This window comes from Brevibacterium casei CIP 102111 (genome assembly GCF_900169275.1).
Lineage (GTDB): Bacteria > Actinomycetota > Actinomycetes > Actinomycetales > Brevibacteriaceae > Brevibacterium > Brevibacterium casei.
Window position 1 is genome coordinate 39863 of the sequence record NZ_FXZC01000002.1, and the last position, 17871, is coordinate 57733.

A 17871-nucleotide genomic window follows, 5' to 3' on the forward strand; every position below is an offset into this window, starting at 1 on the left:
GGATCGGCGCTGCGGCGGATCGTGGGAGCGTCGATTTCCCTGCTTGGCGTGGATCGGCACGGAACCGGATCGCGGGTGCCGGCTGCTCGTTCCCAACGGAGCGCACCCGTGATTACCATGGACTATGGCGACACTACTGAAGATCCATCCCGAGAACCCCCAGCCCCGACTCATCACGAAGGCCGCCGAGGTGCTCCGTGACGGCGGACTCATCGCCTATCCCACCGACTCGTGCTACGCGCTCGGCTGTGCGCTCGAGAACAAGGCGGGCATCGAGCGGATCACGCGCATCCGCCACCTCGATTCCAAGCACCACTTCACGCTCATGTGCCACGACTTCGCGCAGCTCGGACAGTTCGTCATCGTCGACAACTCGGACTTCCGCGCGATCAAGTCGATGACACCCGGCCCGTACACGTTCATCATGAAGGCGACGAAGGAGGTGCCGCGCCGGATGATGCACCCGAAGAAGCACTCGGTCGGCGCGCGCATCCCGCAGAACACGACCGCTCTCGCCCTCGTCGAGGCGATGGGGGAGCCGATCCTCTCTTCGACGCTCCTCCTGCCCGGAGACGAGGACCCGCTCACCGAGGCCGACGACGTCATGGACCAGATCGGCCACGACGTCGACGTCGTCATCGAGTCCGGAACGCCCGGCGTCGTCCCGACCTCGGTCATCGACTTCACCGGCAGGTACCCGGAGGTCGCGCGCGTCGGCGCCGGTGACGTCTCCCGCTTCGACGAGGAGTAGGCGGCCCCCTCCGCTTCGACCCGCGGCCTTGCTCCGCTTCGACGCGGTGATCCGACAAAAACGCGGTCTGCAGACCGCGTTTTTGTCGGATCACCGCGTTGGTGGCGTGCCGGGCGTAGGATCACCGCGTGAGTGTCGGATCACCGCGCTGGCGAAGGCGCGTTCTCGCCCAGTGAGCAATCATTCGTTCAGGAGCGATTCTCGGTTAGAGTGAGACCTGACCGCAGTGAGACGGGAGTCACGCTGCGTCGCACACCACCTACCCCGGAGGATCACGCATGGCACGCACAGCAATCGTCACCGGAGGCGGACGCGGCATCGGCGCCGCGATCGCGACCAGGCTCGCCGCCGACGGCCTCAAGGTCGCCGTCCTCGACATGGGACCGACCGAGGACACCGTCTCGGCGATCACCGCAGCCGGGGGAGAGGCGATCGGACTGAACGCCGACGTCTCCGACGAGTCCTCCGTCACCGCCGCCGTCGCCGAGGTGGCCGATCGTCTCGGTCCGCCCACCGTCCTCATCAACAACGCCGGCATCCTCCGCGACAACCTCCTGTTCAAGATGACCTACGAGGAGTTCGAGAAGGTCCTCTCCGTCCACCTCGGCGGGGCGTTCCTCATGGCCAAGGCTGTGCAGTCGCACATGGTGGCCGAGAAGTTCGGGCGCATCGTCTCGATGTCGTCGACTTCGGCGCTCGGCAACCGCGGGCAGACGAACTACTCGGCGGCGAAGGCTGGGATCCAGGGGATGACGAAGACGTGGGCGATCGAGCTCGGCAAGTTCGGGGTCACCGCCAACGCGATCGCCCCGGGCTTCATCGAGACCGACATGACGAAGTCGACGGCCGAACGCGTCGGCGTCGACTTCGAGGACTTCAAGAAGGCCGCGATCAGCCAGATCCCCGTCGGTCGCGCAGGAAAGCCCGAGGACATCGCCAACACCGCCTCGTTCCTCGTCTCCGAGGGCGCAGGCTTCGTCTCCGGCCAGGTCGTCTACGTCGCCGGCGGACCCAAGGACTGATCCGCCCGCGCCGCGCCGCCCGCGCCATCCGCGCCACCACCCCACCCCACCGCACTGCTTTCGAAGGAGCCACACCATGGTCGATGCCGTCATCGTCTCCACCGCCAGGACCCCGATCGGGCGGGCCTACCGCGGTGCGTTCAACGACACCCAGGCCCAGGAGCTCGCCGGACACGCGATCGCCCACGCCGTCGAACGCGCCGGTGTCGAAGGCGCCGAGGTCGATGACGTCATCATCGGCTCCGCCCTCCAGCAGGGCAGCCAGTCGACGAACATCGGCCGTCAGGCGGGTCTGCGGGCGGGACTGCCCGTCTCGGTCGCCGGCATGTCCGTCGACCGCCAGTGCGCCTCGGGCCTCATGGCGATCGCCACCGCGGCGAAGCAGATCATCGTCGACGGGCAGAAGATCGCTGTCGGCGGCGGCGTCGAATCCGTCTCCCTCGTCCAGAACGAGCACATGAACACCTACCGGGCGAAGGACCCGTGGCTCGAGGAGAACGTTCCCGGGATCTACTACCCGATGCTCGCGACCGCTGAGGTCGTCGCCGAGCGCTACGGGGTCAGCCGCGAGGACCAGGACGCCTACTCCCTCGAATCGCAGAAGCGCACCGCCGCCGCGCAGGAGGCAGGGCGCTTCGACGACGAGATCGTCCCTCTGACCTCGACGAAGGTCGTTCTCGACAAGGAGACCGGGGAGACCTCCACGCAGGAGGTCACGCTCACCAAGGACGAGGGCAACCGCCCCGAGACGACGCTCGAGGGGCTCGCGAAGCTCACACCCGTCCTCGAGCCGGGGGTCGCCTCGAAGGAGCCGAGCATCACCGCGGGCAACGCCTCCCAGCTCTCCGACGGCGCCTCGGCCTCCGTCCTCATGTCCGACGCCGAGGCGTCCCGGCGGGGACTGACCCCGCTCGGGATCTACCGGGGCATGGCCGTCGCCGGAGTCGCCCCCGACGAGATGGGCATCGGCCCCGTCTTCGCCGTCCCCAAGCTCCTCGACGCCCACGGGCTGAAGATCGACGACATCGGTCTGTGGGAGCTCAACGAGGCCTTCGCCGTCCAGGCGCTCTACTGCCGGGACCGGCTGGGCATCGACCCCGAACGCTACAACGTCGACGGCGGCGGCATCTCGGTCGGCCACCCCTACGGGATGACCGGGGCCCGCCTCGTCGGCCATGCCCTTATCGAAGGCAAGCGCCGAGGCGTCAAGTACGTCGTCGTGACGATGTGCATCGGCGGCGGGCAGGGAGCCGCGGGACTCTTCGAAGTCGCCTGACGCCTGCCCCTCCGCCGAGGCGCGCGCTGCGCCCGAGGCTAGGGCGCGCGCCTCGCCGGCGATTCGATAGACTGCCAGGCGTGGCAGCGATCGACAGGGACATACTCCGGCTGGCGCTGCCGGCCCTCGGCGCGCTCATCGCCGAACCGATCTTCCTCCTCACCGACACGGCCATGGTCGGCCATCTCGGTGCGGGCGCCCTCGGATCGCTCGCGATCGCCTCGACGATCCTCCAGACCGTCCTCGGGCTCATGGTCTTCCTCGCCTATGCGACGACCCCGCGGGTGGCCAAGCGGATGGGTGCCGGGGACACCCGCGGGGCCGTGGGCGCCGGCTTCGACGGTATATGGCTCGCCCTCCTCACCTCGGTCGTCCTCCTCGCCCTCGGACTGCCGCTGCTCGGCACCGCCATCGGCGCTTTCGGACCGACACCCGAGATCGCGAGCGGCGCCCACGCCTATCTCGCGATCTCGTGGTGGGGACTGCCGTTCATGCTCGTCGTCATCGCCGCGACCGGGCTGCTGCGCGGCCTCCAGGACACCCGCACCCCTCTCGTCGTCGCCGCCGGAGGCTGTGTCGCGAACATCGGACTCAACGCCCTCTTCATCTACGGACTCGGCATGGGCGTGGCCGGATCCGCACTCGGCACCGTCCTCACCCAGGCCGGCATGTGCGCCGTCTACATCCTCATCGCCCTGCGCGCCGCCCGCCGCCACCACGCGAGCTTCCGCCCCGACTGGGCCGGGGTGATCTCCTCGGCGAAGACCTCGGGCTGGCTGCTCGTGCGCAACGCGAGCCTGCGCGCCTCCCTCATCATCCTCGTCGTCCTCGCCACCGCGCTCAGCGCCACGGACCTCGCGGCGATCCAGGTCGCCCAGAGCCTCTTCTTCGCCCTCGCGCTCGCCCTCGACTCGCTCGCGATCGCCGGTCAGGCCCTCATCGGCCTCCAGCTCGGGGCGCAGCGGGTCGACGTCGTCGCCGCGATCAACCGCCGCCTCATCGTCTGGGGCATCGGGTTCGGGATCCTCGTCGGCCTCGTCCTCGTCGCCGGCTCCGGGATCATCCCCTTCGTCTTCTCCTCCGACCCGGCCGTCATCGCCACCCTCACCGGACTCCTGCCCATCCTCGCCCTCGGCATGCCCGTGGCCGGGTACGTCTTCGTCCTCGACGGCGTCCTCATGGGTGCCGAGGACGCTCGCTACCTCGCTCTGGCACAATTGGTCGCGGTGATCGGCTACGCCCTCCTGCTCGTTCCGGTCACCGGACTCTGGCCGGGCGCACAGGGCCTGTGGGCGGCGTTCTGCCTCGGCTTCATCGGCCTCCGCGCGATCACGCTGGGCTGGCGAGTCCGCAACCACCAGTGGATCCGCACCGCCGTGAAGAAGGGACTGACATGACCAGCTCCGACACACCCGCCGACCTCCGATCCCGGATCCGACCGCTGCCGGCCGACACCCCCGAGGAGACCTTCCTCCCGTTCGTCGACCTCTGCTTCAACTGGTCGATGGACGCCCCGACGATCCCGCGCGAGGAGCTGGTCACCCGTCCCGACGCCCGGCACTACTTCGCCGACTGGGGGCGGACCGGCGACCTGGCCGTGGCCTGCTTCGACGAGTCCGGAGAGGAGATCCTCGGGCTCGCATGGCTGCGCCTGGCTGAGGGCGGCGGGGTCGAGACCCCCGATGAGGGTCCTGCCGATGCCGCGTTCGCGACAGGGCTGAGTGAGGATCCCGCCGAGGCGGGCCGGACCGTGGAATCCGAGGTGCTCGCCGAGGCGGATGCCGAGGACACCGGGAACCGGTCCCGATCCTCCGGTGAGAGTGCCCCCGCCGAGGCGGATGCCGGGACTGCGAAGGCGGGGCCTGAGACCGCGACCGACGACGCCGAGGACACTGCCGAGCCCTTCGCCGGCTACGGCTGGGTGGCAGCGGACATCCCCGAGCTCTCGATCACCGTCCTCCCCGACCACCAGGGGGAGGGGATCGGCACGGCGCTCCTCGACGTCCTCCTCTCACTGGCGAGGATGAGCGGGGTCGAGGCCGTCAGCCTCGCCGTCGAGGACGGCAACGGGGCGAAGAACCTCTACGTCGACCGGGGATTCGCCACGGTCGGACGCAACGGGGACTCAGACCTCATGGTGCGGCAGCTGCGGTAGGGAGGTGCGAAAGAGCCACGGATCGACGACCTCGGCGATGCTGCGCCCGGCGATGCGGGTGAAGTGCGCGATGAACTCGGCCGTGTCGACGCTGCCGTGCCGGTATCGGGTCGTCCACTCGCGGACGCCGTCGAAGAACACGGCGTCGCCGAGGTTGACGCGCAGAGCATGGAGGAACAGTGCTCCGCGCTTGTAGACGCGGTCGTCGAACATCCCCGGCCCCCCGGGATCGGCGAGGACGATGTCCTGCGGGGAGACGGCGAGCGACTCGTACCAGCGCAGCGCCCACTCGTCGGCGCTCATCCGACCTGAGGCCTCCGACCACAGCCACTCCGCGTAGCATGCGAAGCCCTCGTTGAGCCAGATGTCCGACCACTGCCTCGGCGTGAGCGAATTGCCGAACCACTGGTGGGCGAGCTCGTGGGCGATGAGGCGCTCGGACTCCCACTCGGGTCCGAGGTGGTTGGGTCCGAGCACGGACAGCGGCTGCGACTCGAGGGGGATCTCGAGCTCCTCGTTCGTCACGACGACGTCGTAGCGGTCGAACGGGTAGGGCCCGAAGAGTTCGATGAACGCGTTCATCATGTCGTGCTGGACGGGCAGGCGCAGGGCCGCCCGGTTCCAGTGCTCGGCAGCGAAGAGCCCGAGGGGCACGGGGCTCGGCGCAGAGTTCAGGGGCACGGCGATCGGGCCCTGCCGGTAGCGGCCGATCTGCACGGTCGCAAGATACGTCGCCAGCGGCGTGCCCGACTGGAACGTCCACGCGGTGCGCCCGGCCCTGCGGACCTTCTCGACGAGGTCGCCGTTGGAGACGACGGTGTACTCGGATTCGGTGAGGACCGTGATCCGGAACGTCGCCTTGTTCGAGGGGTGGTCGTTGCACGGGAACCACGTCGAGGCCCCGATGGGCTGCCCGGCGACGAGGACGCCGTCCTCGAGTTCCTCCCAGCCGATGTCTCCCCAGGTCCCGATCGCCGGCTGCGGGTTGCCGGTGTAGGCGATGTCGATGCGCACCGGCTGGTTGCGGGCAAGCGGCTCCGTGGTCAGGCGCAGCTTCCCGGCGCGGGCGGCGAAGCGGACCTTGCGCCCGTTGACGCTCGCCTTCGTCACCCGCATGCCCGTGAGGTCGAGGAGGATCGCCGTCGTCTCCGTGAGCACCCGCCCGGTCAGCCGGGCGCGGCCGGAGAGCCGGTTGGGTCCGATCCGGTAGTCGAGGTCGATGTCGTAGTGGTCGATGTGGAGGTCGGGGGTGCCGACCCCGGGGGTGTAGCTGTCAGGCATGGATCGTGTCGACCGCCTCGGCGCGGGGAAGTTCTGGGGCATCCACCCAGGGTATGACAGGATTGCCGCTGAAGTACGCATGCGGGGGCACGAACTCCCCGCGCATGACGAGCGAAGTCGCCCCGACCGTCGAGTTCTCCCCGAGGGTGGCAGCCGGCAGGATGACGCTGTTGGGGCCGAGCGTGGCACCGGCCCCGAGTTCGACGACGTCGAGGCTCATCACCCGGTCGTGGAAGAGGTGGGTCTGGACGACGCAGCCGCGGTTGACCGTGGAGTTGTCGCCGAGGCGGACGAGGTCGGCCTCGGGCAGCCAGTAGCTCTCGCACCACACACCGTGGCCGATCTTCGCGCCCATCGCGCGTAAGTACCACACGATCGCGGGCGTGCCCACGGCGTTGCGGGTGAACCAGGGGGCGGCGACGAGTTCGACGAAGCAGTCGGCGACCTCGCCGCGCCAGATGAACGACGACCACAGCGGGTGGTCGCCAGGGGAGATGCGGCCGACGAAGACCCACTTCGCGATGACGGCGAGTCCCGCCGCGACCGCGCCGGCCGCCAACATCACCAGCCCGGAGGTGACGAGGGCGAGGCCGACGGAGGCGAAGAAGTTCCCCCGCTCCCCGGAGATGCCGATCCCGCCGGGCAGGTCGAGCAGGGCGATGATCGTGAGGATGACGGCGGCGACGAGGGCGCCGCCGACCATCACCGAGGTGATCCGCATCGTCTCGAAGAGAGCGCGGGCGGCCTTGACCCCGAACTTCGGGGCGTACGTGAGCGTCTCGTCGGCGTCGACGGCGGCCCGGCGCAGCTGCACCGGGGGAGACCCGAGCCACGACGAGCCCTTCTTCGCCTTCGCCGGGGCCGCAGAGAGCACGGCGACGAGCGCGTTCTTCGGCACCCGGCGACCCGGGGAGGCGATGCCCGAGTTGCCGAGGAACGCCCGCTTGCCGACCTTCGCCCGGCCCGCGCGCATCCACCCGTGGCCGAGCTCGTAGCTGGCGACCATGGTGTCGTCGGCGAGGAAGGCGCCGGCGGCGATCGTCGTCATCTTCGGAACGAAGACGACGGTGGAGATCTCGGTGCCGGGACCGACCTTCGCTCCGAGCGCGCGCAGCCACCACGGGGTGAGCATCGAGGCGTAGAGGGGGAAGAGGAGGTCGCGGGCGAGATCGAGCAGCCTCTCCGTCGCCCACACCCGGTAGCCGCGGGCCGAGCGGACGGGGAATTCCCCCTCCTCCATCCCGATCGCGAGCAGCCGCACCGAGAGGAGGATGAGGAGGGCCGTGGTGAGGAACCACAGGCATGCGATGAGCGGTGACCACGCGAGGACGAGCCACGGGTTCGTCACGACGTCGATGCCGGAGACGGCGACCATGAGCCAGAGCCCCGGAATCGCGGCGAGGTAGGGCAGGGCGGCGTTGACCTGGGATCCGGCGGCGTAGAAGAGGAACGGCAGCCGTCGCCGGTCCGGTGGTGCCGGCCACGTCTTCTTCGCCTTGCCGATGCGCACGGCCGGCGAACCGGAGTAGATCTGGTTGCGGCGCACCTTGCCGGTCACCGCGGACCCGGCCTCGATGAGCGCCCCGGATCCGATGCGGGTGCCGGGCATGAGCGTCGAGCGCGCCCCGACGGTCGCGTTCTCCCCGACCTCGATCGTCCCGATGCGCAGCAGGTCCCCGTCGACCCACCAGCCCTTGAGGTCGACCTCGGGTTCGATCGCCGCTCCCGCCTCGAGGGTGAGGAAGCCGGTGACGGGCGGGGCGGAGTGGAGGTCGGCGTCCGAGCCGACCCGATTCCCGAGCAGGCGCGCGTACCACGTCACCCAGGGGGCGCTCGCGACGGAGACGGCGGCGGCGATGTCGGCGATGTGCTCGGCCAGCCACAGGCGCTTGTGCACCCAGCCCGAGCGCGGGTAGACCCCGGGCCGCAGCCCGAAGAGGAGGAGCCTCGCTGCGGCGGCGGAGATGAGCATCCGCCCCCACGCGGTGACGAAGACGAGGAAAAGGGTGATGACGACCGGCCACGGGGTGAACGGGACCGCGGCGCCGAGTCCGGCGGCGAGGTTCGCGAGCACCATGGCGATGACGACCCAGCGGACTCCGGCGAGGATGTGGACGGGGACGGCCAGCAGCGTCTGGAACGCCTGCATCCCCTTCGAGGTCCGTGCGATGTCGCGCTGCGGTCCTGCGGCGACGGCGGCGCCCTCGTCCCCGAGGCACAGGGTCGCGAGCGCCCCGAACCGCGGGTGGGCGTAGATGTCGCCGACGGTCACGCTCGGGTGCTCGAGGCGCAGACGCGAGACGAGCTGGGCGGCGGCGAGGCTGCCGCCGCCGACGGTGAAGAAGTCCGTGTCCGATCCCGGCCGGGTGCCGAGCACCGCCGTCCACTGTTCGGCGATCCACTCGACGTCGGGGCCGAAGGTCTCCGCGGAGTCCTCGGCCTCGGCCGTCTCGCCCATCGGCCAGGGCAGGGCGTTGCGGTCGACCTTGCCCGAGGTCTTCGTCGGGAGTTCGTCGACGAGGGCGAGCCGGGGGACGAGCGCGGCCGGCAGCTCCGCCCGCAGCGTCTCCTCCCAGCCGTCGATCCTCTCCTCGGCCCCCGCCGAGGTGGTCGCGAGGTAGCCGACGAGGATGTCCGTTCCCGCCGGGGTCGTCTTCACCGCGGCCGCCGCACCCTCGACACCGGGCAGAGCCTGGAGGGCCGCGTCGATCTCTCCGAGTTCGATGCGCCGACCCCCGAGCTTGATCTGCTCGTCGGCGCGACCGACGAAGATGAGTCCCCGTGGGTCGTTGACGACGAGATCGCCGGACCGGTACGCGCGGTCCCAGCCGAGTGTGGGCATCGGGGCGTACTTCTCGGCGTCCTTGGCCGGGTCGAGGTAGCGGGCGAGCCCGATGCCGCCGATGATGAGCTCACCGGTCTCGCCCTCGGCGACGGGCACGCCCGCGGCGTCGACGACGGCGAGCGCCCAGCCGTCGAGCGGGAGGCCGATGCGCACGGGCTCCGTGCCGTCGAGGATCGCCCCGCATGCGACGACGGTCGCCTCGGTGGGACCGTAGGTGTTCCACACCTCGCGCCCCTCCTCGCTCAGTCGTCGCCCGAGCTCGGGTGGGGCGGCCTCGCCGCCGAAGATGAGCAGCCGCACGGCGTCGAGCGCCTCGGCGGGCCAGAGTGCGGCGAGGGTGGGCACGGTCGAGACGACGGTGATGCCGCGCGAGGACAGCCAGGGGCCCAGGTCCATTCCGGACTTGACGAGGGAGCGGGGTGCCGGCACGAGGCACGCACCGTGGCGCCACGCCAGCCACATCTCCTCGCAGCTGGCGTCGAAGGCCACGGAGAGTCCGGCGAGCACCCGGTCGCCGGGACCGAGCGGATCGGCCTGACAGAACAGCGCCGCCTCGGCGTCGACGAAGGCGGCGGCCGAACGGTGGCTCACCGCCACACCCTTGGGGGTGCCCGTCGAGCCGGAGGTGAAGATCACCCAGCAGTCGTCGTCCGGGGTGGGGCTGCGCAGCTCGGCACGGTCGAGGGGTCCCCGGTCGGTGCGGGCCTCGATCACCCGTCCCGCGGTGATCACCCCGGTCACGGCCGCCTCGGAGAAGACCGTGCGCGCCCGTTCCTCCGGGTCATCGACGTCGACGGGCACGTACGCGGCCCCGAGCATCATCGTGCCGAGGATCGCGACGTAGAGGTCGACCGACCCCGAGGGCATGCGGATGCCGACCTTGTCCCCGGGACCGATGCCCGCCTCGGCGAGGGAGAGCGCGAGATCCCTGATCTCGACGATGAGCTCCGAGTAGCTGAGCACGGTGTGCCCGTCGTCGATCGCCGGCTGATCACCGTGGGCACCCGCCGTCTCGAGGAGGACGTCGATGAGGGTGCGGTCCTCGCGCGGGCGAGGCTGAGCAGGGAATTGCGCGGCGTAGTCAGTCACAGTTCTTCCGGATCGAGCGACCAGGGGCCGGTGCCGAGGCAGACGACCCGTATCGGCCCTGATCATACTGCGTCAAGGTGTCGAACCGGTGAACATGACGCGGCCCCGCCGGACGTGATAGATGTGAGGAAGCCGACACCGATGATGAGGAGATTGCCGATGGTCACAGTGTTCACGAATGCGCAGGTCTTCGACGGGACCCGGTTCATCCCGGGCCGTCGTGACGTCGTCGTCGACGGTGGGCGGATCACGGCGATCACCGAGGCGGGGCAGGGCTCCCACAACGCCTCGGACACCTTCGTCGACTGCTCTGAGCGCACCCTCGTCCCCGGGATCATCGACTGCCACGTCCACCTCATGAGCGCCGGCGCGGCCAGCACCTCGGCCTTCCACGACCCCTTCTCGCTGCCGTTCTACTCCTCCGTCCGTCACATGGAGGAGACGCTCGCGGGCGGGGTGACGACCGTGCGCGACGCAGGCGGGACCGACCTCGGCGCCAAGGTCGCCGTCGACACCGGCGTCGTCCGGGGACCGCGGATGACGATCGCCGTGACGATCATGTCCCAGACCGGCGGGCACGGGGACTTCCACCTCGTCTCCGGCTCCGACTCCCCGTTCCTCGCCCCGCACCCGGGACGGCCCTCCGGCGTCGCCGACGGCGTCGACGGGGTCCGGCGCAAGACCCGGGAGCTGCTCCGGGCGGGAGCCGACCACATCAAGATCTGCTCGACCGGGGGAGTGCTCTCCCCGCGCGACGATCCCCGGCACTCCCAGTTCACCGAGGAGGAGATCGCCGTCATCGTCGCCGAGGCGGCCGCCCAGGGAGCGCACGTCATGTCCCACGCCCAGGGGGCGCCGGGGATCAAGAACGCCGTCCGGGCCGGGGTCCGCTCGATCGAACACGGGATCTACCTCGACGACGAGGCCATCGACCTCATGCTCGAGCACGGGACCTTCCTCGTCCCCACCCTCCAGGCGCCGCGGGCAGTCATCAAGGCCGCCGAGGCGGGGGCGAGCCTGCCCCAGTCCGTCATCGACAAGGCGCACGCCGTCATCGAGACCCATCACGAGTCGATCGTCAGGGCGCACGAGGCGGGCATCCGCATCGCCATGGGCACCGACGCCGGGGTCGGACCCCACGGGAAGAACCTCGAGGAGATCAGCCTGCTCGCCGGGGCCGGTCTGAGCAGCGCCGAGGCGCTCGCCGCAGGCACCTCGGTCGCCGCCGACCTCCTCGGCCACGACGACCGCGGGCGCATCGCCCCGGACGCGCTCGCCGACCTCGTCCTCGTCGACGGGGACCTGAGCAGCGACGACGTCCGCGGCATCGAAGACCGGGTGAGCGAGGTCTGGCTCGACGGCACCCGCGTCTGAGCACGCGAGGCCGACCGGGCGAGGCCGGCTCCCGGGCGGTGTGAGGTGAGGCTAACATCGGCGTAGAATCGGTGTGAGCACACCGCACCCGGCACGGAGGCACGCAGCACCGATGAATCCCCTCGACTGGTCGCTGCCGATCGCCGTCACCTGGCTCATCCTCTTCGGCATCATCCTCGCCCGCGCCGGCGGCACCTACCTCCTCGGGCGCCTCGCCCGGAAGGGCATGCAGCGCATCGACCGCGTCGAGAGGATCATGTCCGGACCCCGATACCGCAGGGCCGAGGCGATGATCGAACGCTTCGGCGCCCCGGTCGTCGCCGTCTCCTTCCTCACCGTCGGACTTCAGACCGTCGTCAACCTCGCCGCGGGGACGACGGGGATGAGCGCGCGCCGCTATGTCCCCGCCCTCATCCTCGGCGGTTCGCTGTGGGCGCTCATCTACTCGACCGTCGGCCTCATCGGGTTCCGTGCCCTCGCGATGGCCTATGCCGCCGCTCCGGGTCTGACCGTGGGCCTCGGCGTCTTCTTCGTCCTCGCGATCGCAGGCCTCGTCATCGGCCTCAGGCGCGGGGACGGGTCACCGAAGAGCGGGGACGGGGAGGATCCGGACGAGACGCCCGGCGGCATGGACACGGCGCCCGGCAAGACGGGCGCGGCACCCGAGGGCACGGGCGGGACCGCGGCCGGCCCCGCCTCGGCGCGGTCCGGCGACGACACCCCCTGAAAGGGGTAACGCCCCTGAGGGACGGCACCCCTGAGGAAGGGGACACCCCTGACGCAGGGGAACGGGGCTCAGCCTTCGCGCCCGTGGTGGACGGGGGCGGCGTCCTCGGTCATGTCCTCGAGTTCGATGCCCTTCGTCTCCGGGACCTTCCACCACACGAAGAAGAAGGAGAGGACGGCGAAGAACGCGTAGAAGCCGTAGGCGAAGGTGAGGCTGATGTCGGCGAAGACGGGGAACGTCGTCGAGATCGCGAAGTTCGCCACCCACTGCGCGGCCGCGGCCACGGCGAGAGCGGCGGCGCGGATCCGGTTGGGGAACATCTCGCCGAGGAGCACCCACACGAGCGGCCCCCACGTCGCGCCGAAGCCGACGACGAAGAGGTTCGCGGCCACGAGCGCGATGATCGACCACGGTGCGCCGAGTTCCGCGCTCTGCGTGCCGTCGGCGGCGGTGACGAGCTCGGCGAAGGAGAAGGACAGCGCCATCGTCGCCAGCGACAGCCCCATGAGGGCGGAGCCGGCGAGCAGCATCTTCCGGCGTCCCACCCGGTCGACGAGGAGGATCGCGACGATGGTGACGAGGATGTTCGTCACCGAGGTGATGACGGAGGTGAGCAGGGCGCTCGACTCGTCGAAGCCGACGGACTTCCACAGCGTCGTCGAGTAGTAGAAGATCACGTTGATCCCGACGAACTGCTGGAAGACGGAGAGGAGGATGCCGATCCACACGATCGGCTTGAGCCCGAACGCCCTGCCGAGGAGGTCGCGGAAGGACTCGCGCTCCTCCCGCTTGAGCGAATCGCGGATGCGCGCGATGAGGGCATCGGTGTCGACGACGCCGGTGAAGTCGCGCAGGACCTTCGCGGCCTCCTCCTCGCGTCCGCGGGCGACGAGGAACCGCGGGGACTCGGGCAGGCCGAGGGCGGCGAGACCGTAGACGAGGGCGGGGACCGCCTCGACCATGAACATCCACCGCCACGTGTCGATGCCGAACCAGAACGGTGCGGCCGCCCCGCCGGAGACCGAGGCGAGGAGTGCGTTGGAGAGGAGGGCGGCGAAGATGCCGGTGACGATCGCGAGCTGCTGGAGCGATCCGAGGCGGCCGCGCACGCGGGCGGGGGAGACCTCGGCGATGTAGGCGGGGGCGATGACCGAGGCCGCACCGACACCGAGGCCGCCGACCATGCGCCAGATGATGAGGTCGGTGACGCCGAAGGCGAGTCCTGAGCCGATCGCCGAGGCGAAGAAGAGGATCGCGGCGACGACCATGACCGGCAGGCGTCCGAAGCGGTTGGCGAGGCTGCCGGCGAACCACGCTCCGAGCGCGCACGCGATGAGGGCCGAGGAGACGGCGAAGCCCTTGAGGGCTGCGCCGAGGGAGAAGTCCTCGGCGAGGGCGTCGACGGCACCGTTGATGACGGCGGTGTCGAAGCCGAAGAGGAACCCGCCGAGGGCTGCGGCGATCGAGATGCCGATGATGCGGGAGGACACCCGCTCCATTCCGTGCAGCCGGTCGTCGGCTGGTTTCGGTGACGTGGACACGGGAGGTCTCCTTGGCTCATGTGGTCGCCGGGACGGGCGTCCCGACTGCAGATCGTCCCCCAGGCTACGCCAGGTCGGAGGTGATGGACGACATCCTCGGCGGGGATTTCCCGCTGGGGTCCCTCGCCGAGGCGGTCCCGGGGCGGCGTGCGCACGTGAACGGGTGGGTCCGGGGGCGTGGGTAGAGTGGGCGGCAGTGTGCTCGGAGACGGCAATCCCCAGGCAGGGGACGGGAGGGAGGCGGGCGTGGACGGACAGCGGAAGCCGGGATTCTCCGGCATCGCGGGTGCCGGGATCTACTTCGGGTCGAACGGCGCCGCCTTCGCCGGTCTCCTCCCGTGGTATCCCCAGCTCGTCGAGAGGCTGGGTCTGAACTCAATCGAGTTCGGGCTCGTCGTCTCCTGCTTCGCCCTCGGCGCCGTCCTCTCCTCCGTGCTGCCCGCCCGCCTCATCGCGCGCTTCGGTCCCAATCCCATCGTCCTCGGCGGCACCATCGCCCTCGTCGCCGCAGCCGCGCTCACTCCGTGGTCGGTCAACGGGTGGATGATGGCAGCGTGCCTCTTCGTCGCCGGTGTCTGCGACGCCGTCGTCGACGTCGCCCAGAACGTCGTCGGGATCGGGGTGCAGGAGAACCGGAACCGCGTCATCCTCTCCTCGATGCACGCAGTGTGGAGCCTGGGCGGTCTGCTCAGCGGAGCCCTGGCCACGGCCGCCTCGGCCGCGGGGGTCGACATGCGCCTCCACCTCGTCGTCGTCGCGCTCGGCTGCATCGTCCTCGTCGTCATCGGCCGACTGCTTCTCGGTGCGGAGGGACGGCAGTGGGGCAGGCGCCTCGTGAACGACTCTGCGGACGGGACCCCGACGGCGATGCCCGGTCGGCGTCGCGCCATCATGCGCATCGCCCTGCCGCTGGCGGTCGTCGCGGTGTGCGGGATCGCGGTCGAGGACATCGCCAACAACTGGTCGGCGCTCGCCGCCGTCGAGCTCGGCGGGATGCCTGCGGCCGAGGCGGGCATCGCTTTCAGCACCGTCATCGGCGCCCACTGCCTGGGACGGTTCTCCGGGGACGTCCTCGTCCAGCGCTTCGGCGCGGGACGGATCGGCCGCCTCGGCGGGATCCTCATCGCCCTCGGCGGTCTCGGACTGGCGACGTCCACCGGGACCGTGCAGCTGCTCGTCTCGCTCGCAGCACTCGGCTATGGGGCGGCGACCCTCGTGCCGAACGCGATCACGGCGGCCTCACGGATCCCGGGCGTCGGCGGTGCGGGCGGGGTCACGCTCGTCAACTGGATGATGCGGGCGGGCTTCCTCGCCACCAGTCCGCTCGTCGGGATCATCGCGACGGCGGCGAGCCTGCGCTGGGGGCTCGGGCTGCTCGTCCTCATCGGGGTGGTCACGGCGGTCTTCGCACCCAGCCTCGACGGTCCCGGGAGCCGGGGAGCGGCAGCCGATCACGGGTGAGCCGCGAATGTGTGACAAGGATCGGGCCGGCGACTCGTCGATGACCTCCGGCAAAGCAGAAACGCCCCGAAAGGTTCGGGGCGTTCGTGATCGAACGATCAGTGAGTCGGGCTAGCGGGATTTGAACCCACGACCTCTTCACCCCCAGTGAAGACTAGGCGCAGTGGCTTGTGCCGTCTGCCCTTATTTCATGCGGTTCTCTCGGACTGCTGACCTTTCTTGTTGTGTCTCTTCCTGCCTCATTCCGTGCCTTCTGTGAGAGGATTGTGAGAGGTCGACATAGACTGAGCGAATGGCTCAGAAACCCAAGCGCGATATGGACATTGCTGAGGCGGCAAACTCACTGAAGACGCTTTTCATCACTCAGAATCTTTCCCTCGTGGCGATGCTCCACCCTGGCGCGCCGATCTTGGAGTGGCATCGCGAATTGACGGGCGCTCCTCGCGACGCTGATATACCTGTGGACCTGATGAAGCGGGATACAGATGAGGGAGTCCGCTTCTCAGCTCTGCAAGCTTTCGAGTACGTGCGAGAGCTACCGAGCGCAGACGTACAAAAGGACCTACTCGCCGGGCCGATGCTCCTCGGAGCGACCAAAATCGGCAACCTACTAATTCGACATGACCTAAACAGATCAGAAAGGCCGCTCACTCAGTTCGCACGGCATTTCAGAAACGCCGCCGCCCATGGCGATAGTTGGTATTTCAAAGGCGAGGAGCCGAAAAGCCCTGCCTACACTCGCGACGTTTGCCTCGACCAGTCTCTCGACGGCTCTCGTGCCACATTCGAGACCGTCGGACCATACGAGTACGTTATGTTCTTGGATGAGATAGCCGCTTTCGCAAAACAGGTGACGCTAGAAAAGGCGATTAAGTTGGTCTACCAACGTCGAGACGGCAAAAATCCCGCAGAGATACATGTAAGTCTGCAACAGGAACTTGAGAGCAGAGGCTTCAAGTGTTCCGACCAATCCGTTCAATGGCACATCGCGCAATACACTGCACAGGTTTATAACGGTAAGCTCCCAGAAGTCAACGTTGCGCCCCAAAGCTATCCCTTGGAGAATTCAAACTAACCACTTCAAGCCCTTGGCGTTTGAAGATGTGTCTCAAATTGCGAATGATGCTATCGGGTATGGGCGCAGCGACCTGGCGGCAATTAGTGGCAGTCGGCAGGCCCGGTGAGTAGCGAGAGAGGCTGCACCCCTATCGTCTCTGCCAGCCGCTCGACGGTCTTAAGCGTGAGGTTGCGCTCGCCGCGTTCAACGCCACCCATGTAGGTGCGATGCACTCCGAGGCGCTCAGCAAATGCCTCTTGACTCAGCCCGAGCCGTAACCGATGGCGTCGGAGGTTCTCACCCACGACGCGCTGCAACTCACCTTCCACTCGACCAAGCGTCTACCGGTGCTACTTTTTGGTCTACAGACTTATAAGTAGCACAATGGTGGTATAGATGTAGTGAACTACAGAAGCGATGGAGCCCGAATGACTGACCGCCCCACTGGAGAAGCACCACAGGCGCGCCCGAGGCAGCGTCGAGCCTCGAAACCGTTCTATAAGAGGTGGTGGGTCTGGACGCTGGCTGCGCTGGTCGTGCTCTCCGCTACCGGGGTGTTCGGCCAGACCGAGGACGCGCCGGAAACTGTCGAGGCCAGCTCTACCGAGGAGGCAGAGCCGATAACGGTGCCCGATCTCGTCGGAAAGGCTGGAGACGAAGCCAAAGACGCGCTCGACGACCTCGATCTGAAAGCGGACTTTGTCGACGAGAGCGATGAGGATCGTTCGGTGATTCTGAATTCCAACTGGAAGGTTGAGAGCACGTCCCCCAATGCCGGTGCAGAAGTCGAGCCGGGTGATGCCGTCACCCTCACAGTATCCAAGATCGACGACGACCAGGAGTCAGCAGAGGAAAAGAAGGCTGAGAAGGCCAAAGCGGAGGAGAAGGCCAAGGACGAAAGCTCCAAAGAGAAGGAGTCGGAGTCCGAGTCGAAGTCGACAGACGATGACAAATTCGACTTCGACTACTACCAAGGCGAGGTCACAGTCCAGTTCGAGATTGACGACAATTTCACTACCGGACTGGTGGCCACCGGCGCGAAACAAGACACCATCGCGGCGCTCCAGGCCGCAAAGGCGAAGTACCCCGACTACAAGAGCATCGTTGTGATGGGTAGCGGCCCGACCGTCGACAAGTACGGCAACAAGGACAACTCCTACCTGTTCAGCGTTCGATACACACGAGACACTGTCGAGAAGATCGATTTCGACAACAGCGCATTGATTGATATTTGGGACCTTAGGGACGCGGGCATGGTCAACCCGGACCTCGACAAATAGGACGGAGACTCC

The 17871-nt window shown here is 68.6% G+C and carries 14 protein-coding genes; 10 read left to right on the top strand and 4 right to left on the bottom strand.

Annotated features, from left to right (window positions below):
- Window positions 1-124 precede the first annotated feature (124 nt).
- From BC102111_RS03855 to BC102111_RS03875, 5 genes are all read left to right on the top strand, one after another.
- Window positions 125-751: an L-threonylcarbamoyladenylate synthase gene (locus BC102111_RS03855; RefSeq protein ID WP_009379991.1), complete on the top strand. Its 627-nt coding sequence runs from the start codon at window positions 125-127 to the stop codon at window positions 749-751.
- A 278-nt stretch (window positions 752-1029) separates the two neighbouring features.
- Complete coding sequence (locus tag BC102111_RS03860) at window positions 1030-1773, top strand: SDR family oxidoreductase (protein WP_101623656.1); 744 nt, start codon at window positions 1030-1032, stop codon at window positions 1771-1773.
- 76 nt (window positions 1774-1849) lie between these two features.
- The gene (locus BC102111_RS03865) at window positions 1850-3049 is read left to right on the top strand and encodes an acetyl-CoA C-acyltransferase (RefSeq protein ID WP_101623657.1); all 1200 of its coding nucleotides are present in this window, start codon (window positions 1850-1852) and stop codon (window positions 3047-3049) included.
- Between the two features lie 80 nt (window positions 3050-3129).
- Window positions 3130-4446: an MATE family efflux transporter gene (locus BC102111_RS03870; RefSeq protein ID WP_101623658.1), complete on the top strand. Its 1317-nt coding sequence runs from the start codon at window positions 3130-3132 to the stop codon at window positions 4444-4446.
- On the top strand, window positions 4443-5204 hold the full coding sequence (locus BC102111_RS03875) for a GNAT family N-acetyltransferase (RefSeq protein WP_101623659.1): 762 nt from the start codon (window positions 4443-4445) through the stop codon (window positions 5202-5204). Before BC102111_RS03870 ends, BC102111_RS03875 begins: the two co-directional genes overlap by 4 nt.
- On the opposite strand, the gene BC102111_RS03880 is transcribed toward BC102111_RS03875, so the two are convergent.
- The gene (locus tag BC102111_RS03880) at window positions 5175-6485 is read right to left on the bottom strand and encodes a M1 family metallopeptidase (RefSeq protein WP_101623660.1); all 1311 of its coding nucleotides are present in this window, start codon (window positions 6483-6485) and stop codon (window positions 5175-5177) included. The two genes, BC102111_RS03875 and BC102111_RS03880, sit on opposite strands and share 30 nt — an antisense overlap.
- The gene (locus BC102111_RS03885; RefSeq protein WP_101623661.1) at window positions 6478-10419 is read right to left on the bottom strand and encodes a Pls/PosA family non-ribosomal peptide synthetase; all 3942 of its coding nucleotides are present in this window, start codon (window positions 10417-10419) and stop codon (window positions 6478-6480) included. Before BC102111_RS03885 ends, BC102111_RS03880 begins: the two co-directional genes overlap by 8 nt.
- A gap of 159 nt (window positions 10420-10578) precedes the next feature.
- Here BC102111_RS03885 and BC102111_RS03890 point away from each other — a divergent pair, with 159 nt between their 5' ends.
- A complete protein-coding gene (locus BC102111_RS03890; protein WP_095376584.1) occupies window positions 10579-11793 on the top strand; it encodes a metal-dependent hydrolase family protein in 1215 nt (404 codons plus the stop codon).
- 112 nt (window positions 11794-11905) lie between these two features.
- Entirely contained in the window at window positions 11906-12520 is a 615-nt protein-coding gene (locus BC102111_RS03895) for a DedA family protein (protein WP_095376583.1), read from the top strand.
- A gap of 68 nt (window positions 12521-12588) precedes the next feature.
- Here the strand turns inward: BC102111_RS03895 and BC102111_RS03900 are convergent, their stop codons facing one another.
- Window positions 12589-14019, bottom strand: coding sequence for a sugar porter family MFS transporter (locus BC102111_RS03900; RefSeq protein ID WP_176472497.1), 1431 nt, complete (start codon window positions 14017-14019; stop codon window positions 12589-12591).
- Between the two features lie 288 nt (window positions 14020-14307).
- Between BC102111_RS03900 and BC102111_RS03905 the strand changes: the two genes are divergently transcribed.
- Both BC102111_RS03905 and BC102111_RS03910 read left to right on the top strand, forming a co-directional pair.
- Window positions 14308-15522: an MFS transporter gene (locus BC102111_RS03905; RefSeq protein WP_095376582.1), complete on the top strand. Its 1215-nt coding sequence runs from the start codon at window positions 14308-14310 to the stop codon at window positions 15520-15522.
- A 292-nt stretch (window positions 15523-15814) separates the two neighbouring features.
- Window positions 15815-16597, top strand: coding sequence for a hypothetical protein (locus tag BC102111_RS03910; protein WP_101623662.1), 783 nt, complete (start codon window positions 15815-15817; stop codon window positions 16595-16597).
- Window positions 16598-16680: 83 nt separating this feature from the next.
- Here BC102111_RS03910 and BC102111_RS03915 read toward each other — a convergent pair whose 3' ends face one another.
- Complete coding sequence (locus BC102111_RS03915; protein WP_101623663.1) at window positions 16681-16908, bottom strand: helix-turn-helix domain-containing protein; 228 nt, start codon at window positions 16906-16908, stop codon at window positions 16681-16683.
- A 99-nt stretch (window positions 16909-17007) separates the two neighbouring features.
- On the opposite strand from BC102111_RS03915, the gene BC102111_RS03920 reads away from it, so the two are divergent.
- Window positions 17008-17859, top strand: coding sequence for a PASTA domain-containing protein (locus BC102111_RS03920; protein ID WP_101623664.1), 852 nt, complete (start codon window positions 17008-17010; stop codon window positions 17857-17859).
- Window positions 17860-17871: the final 12 nt, after the last annotated feature.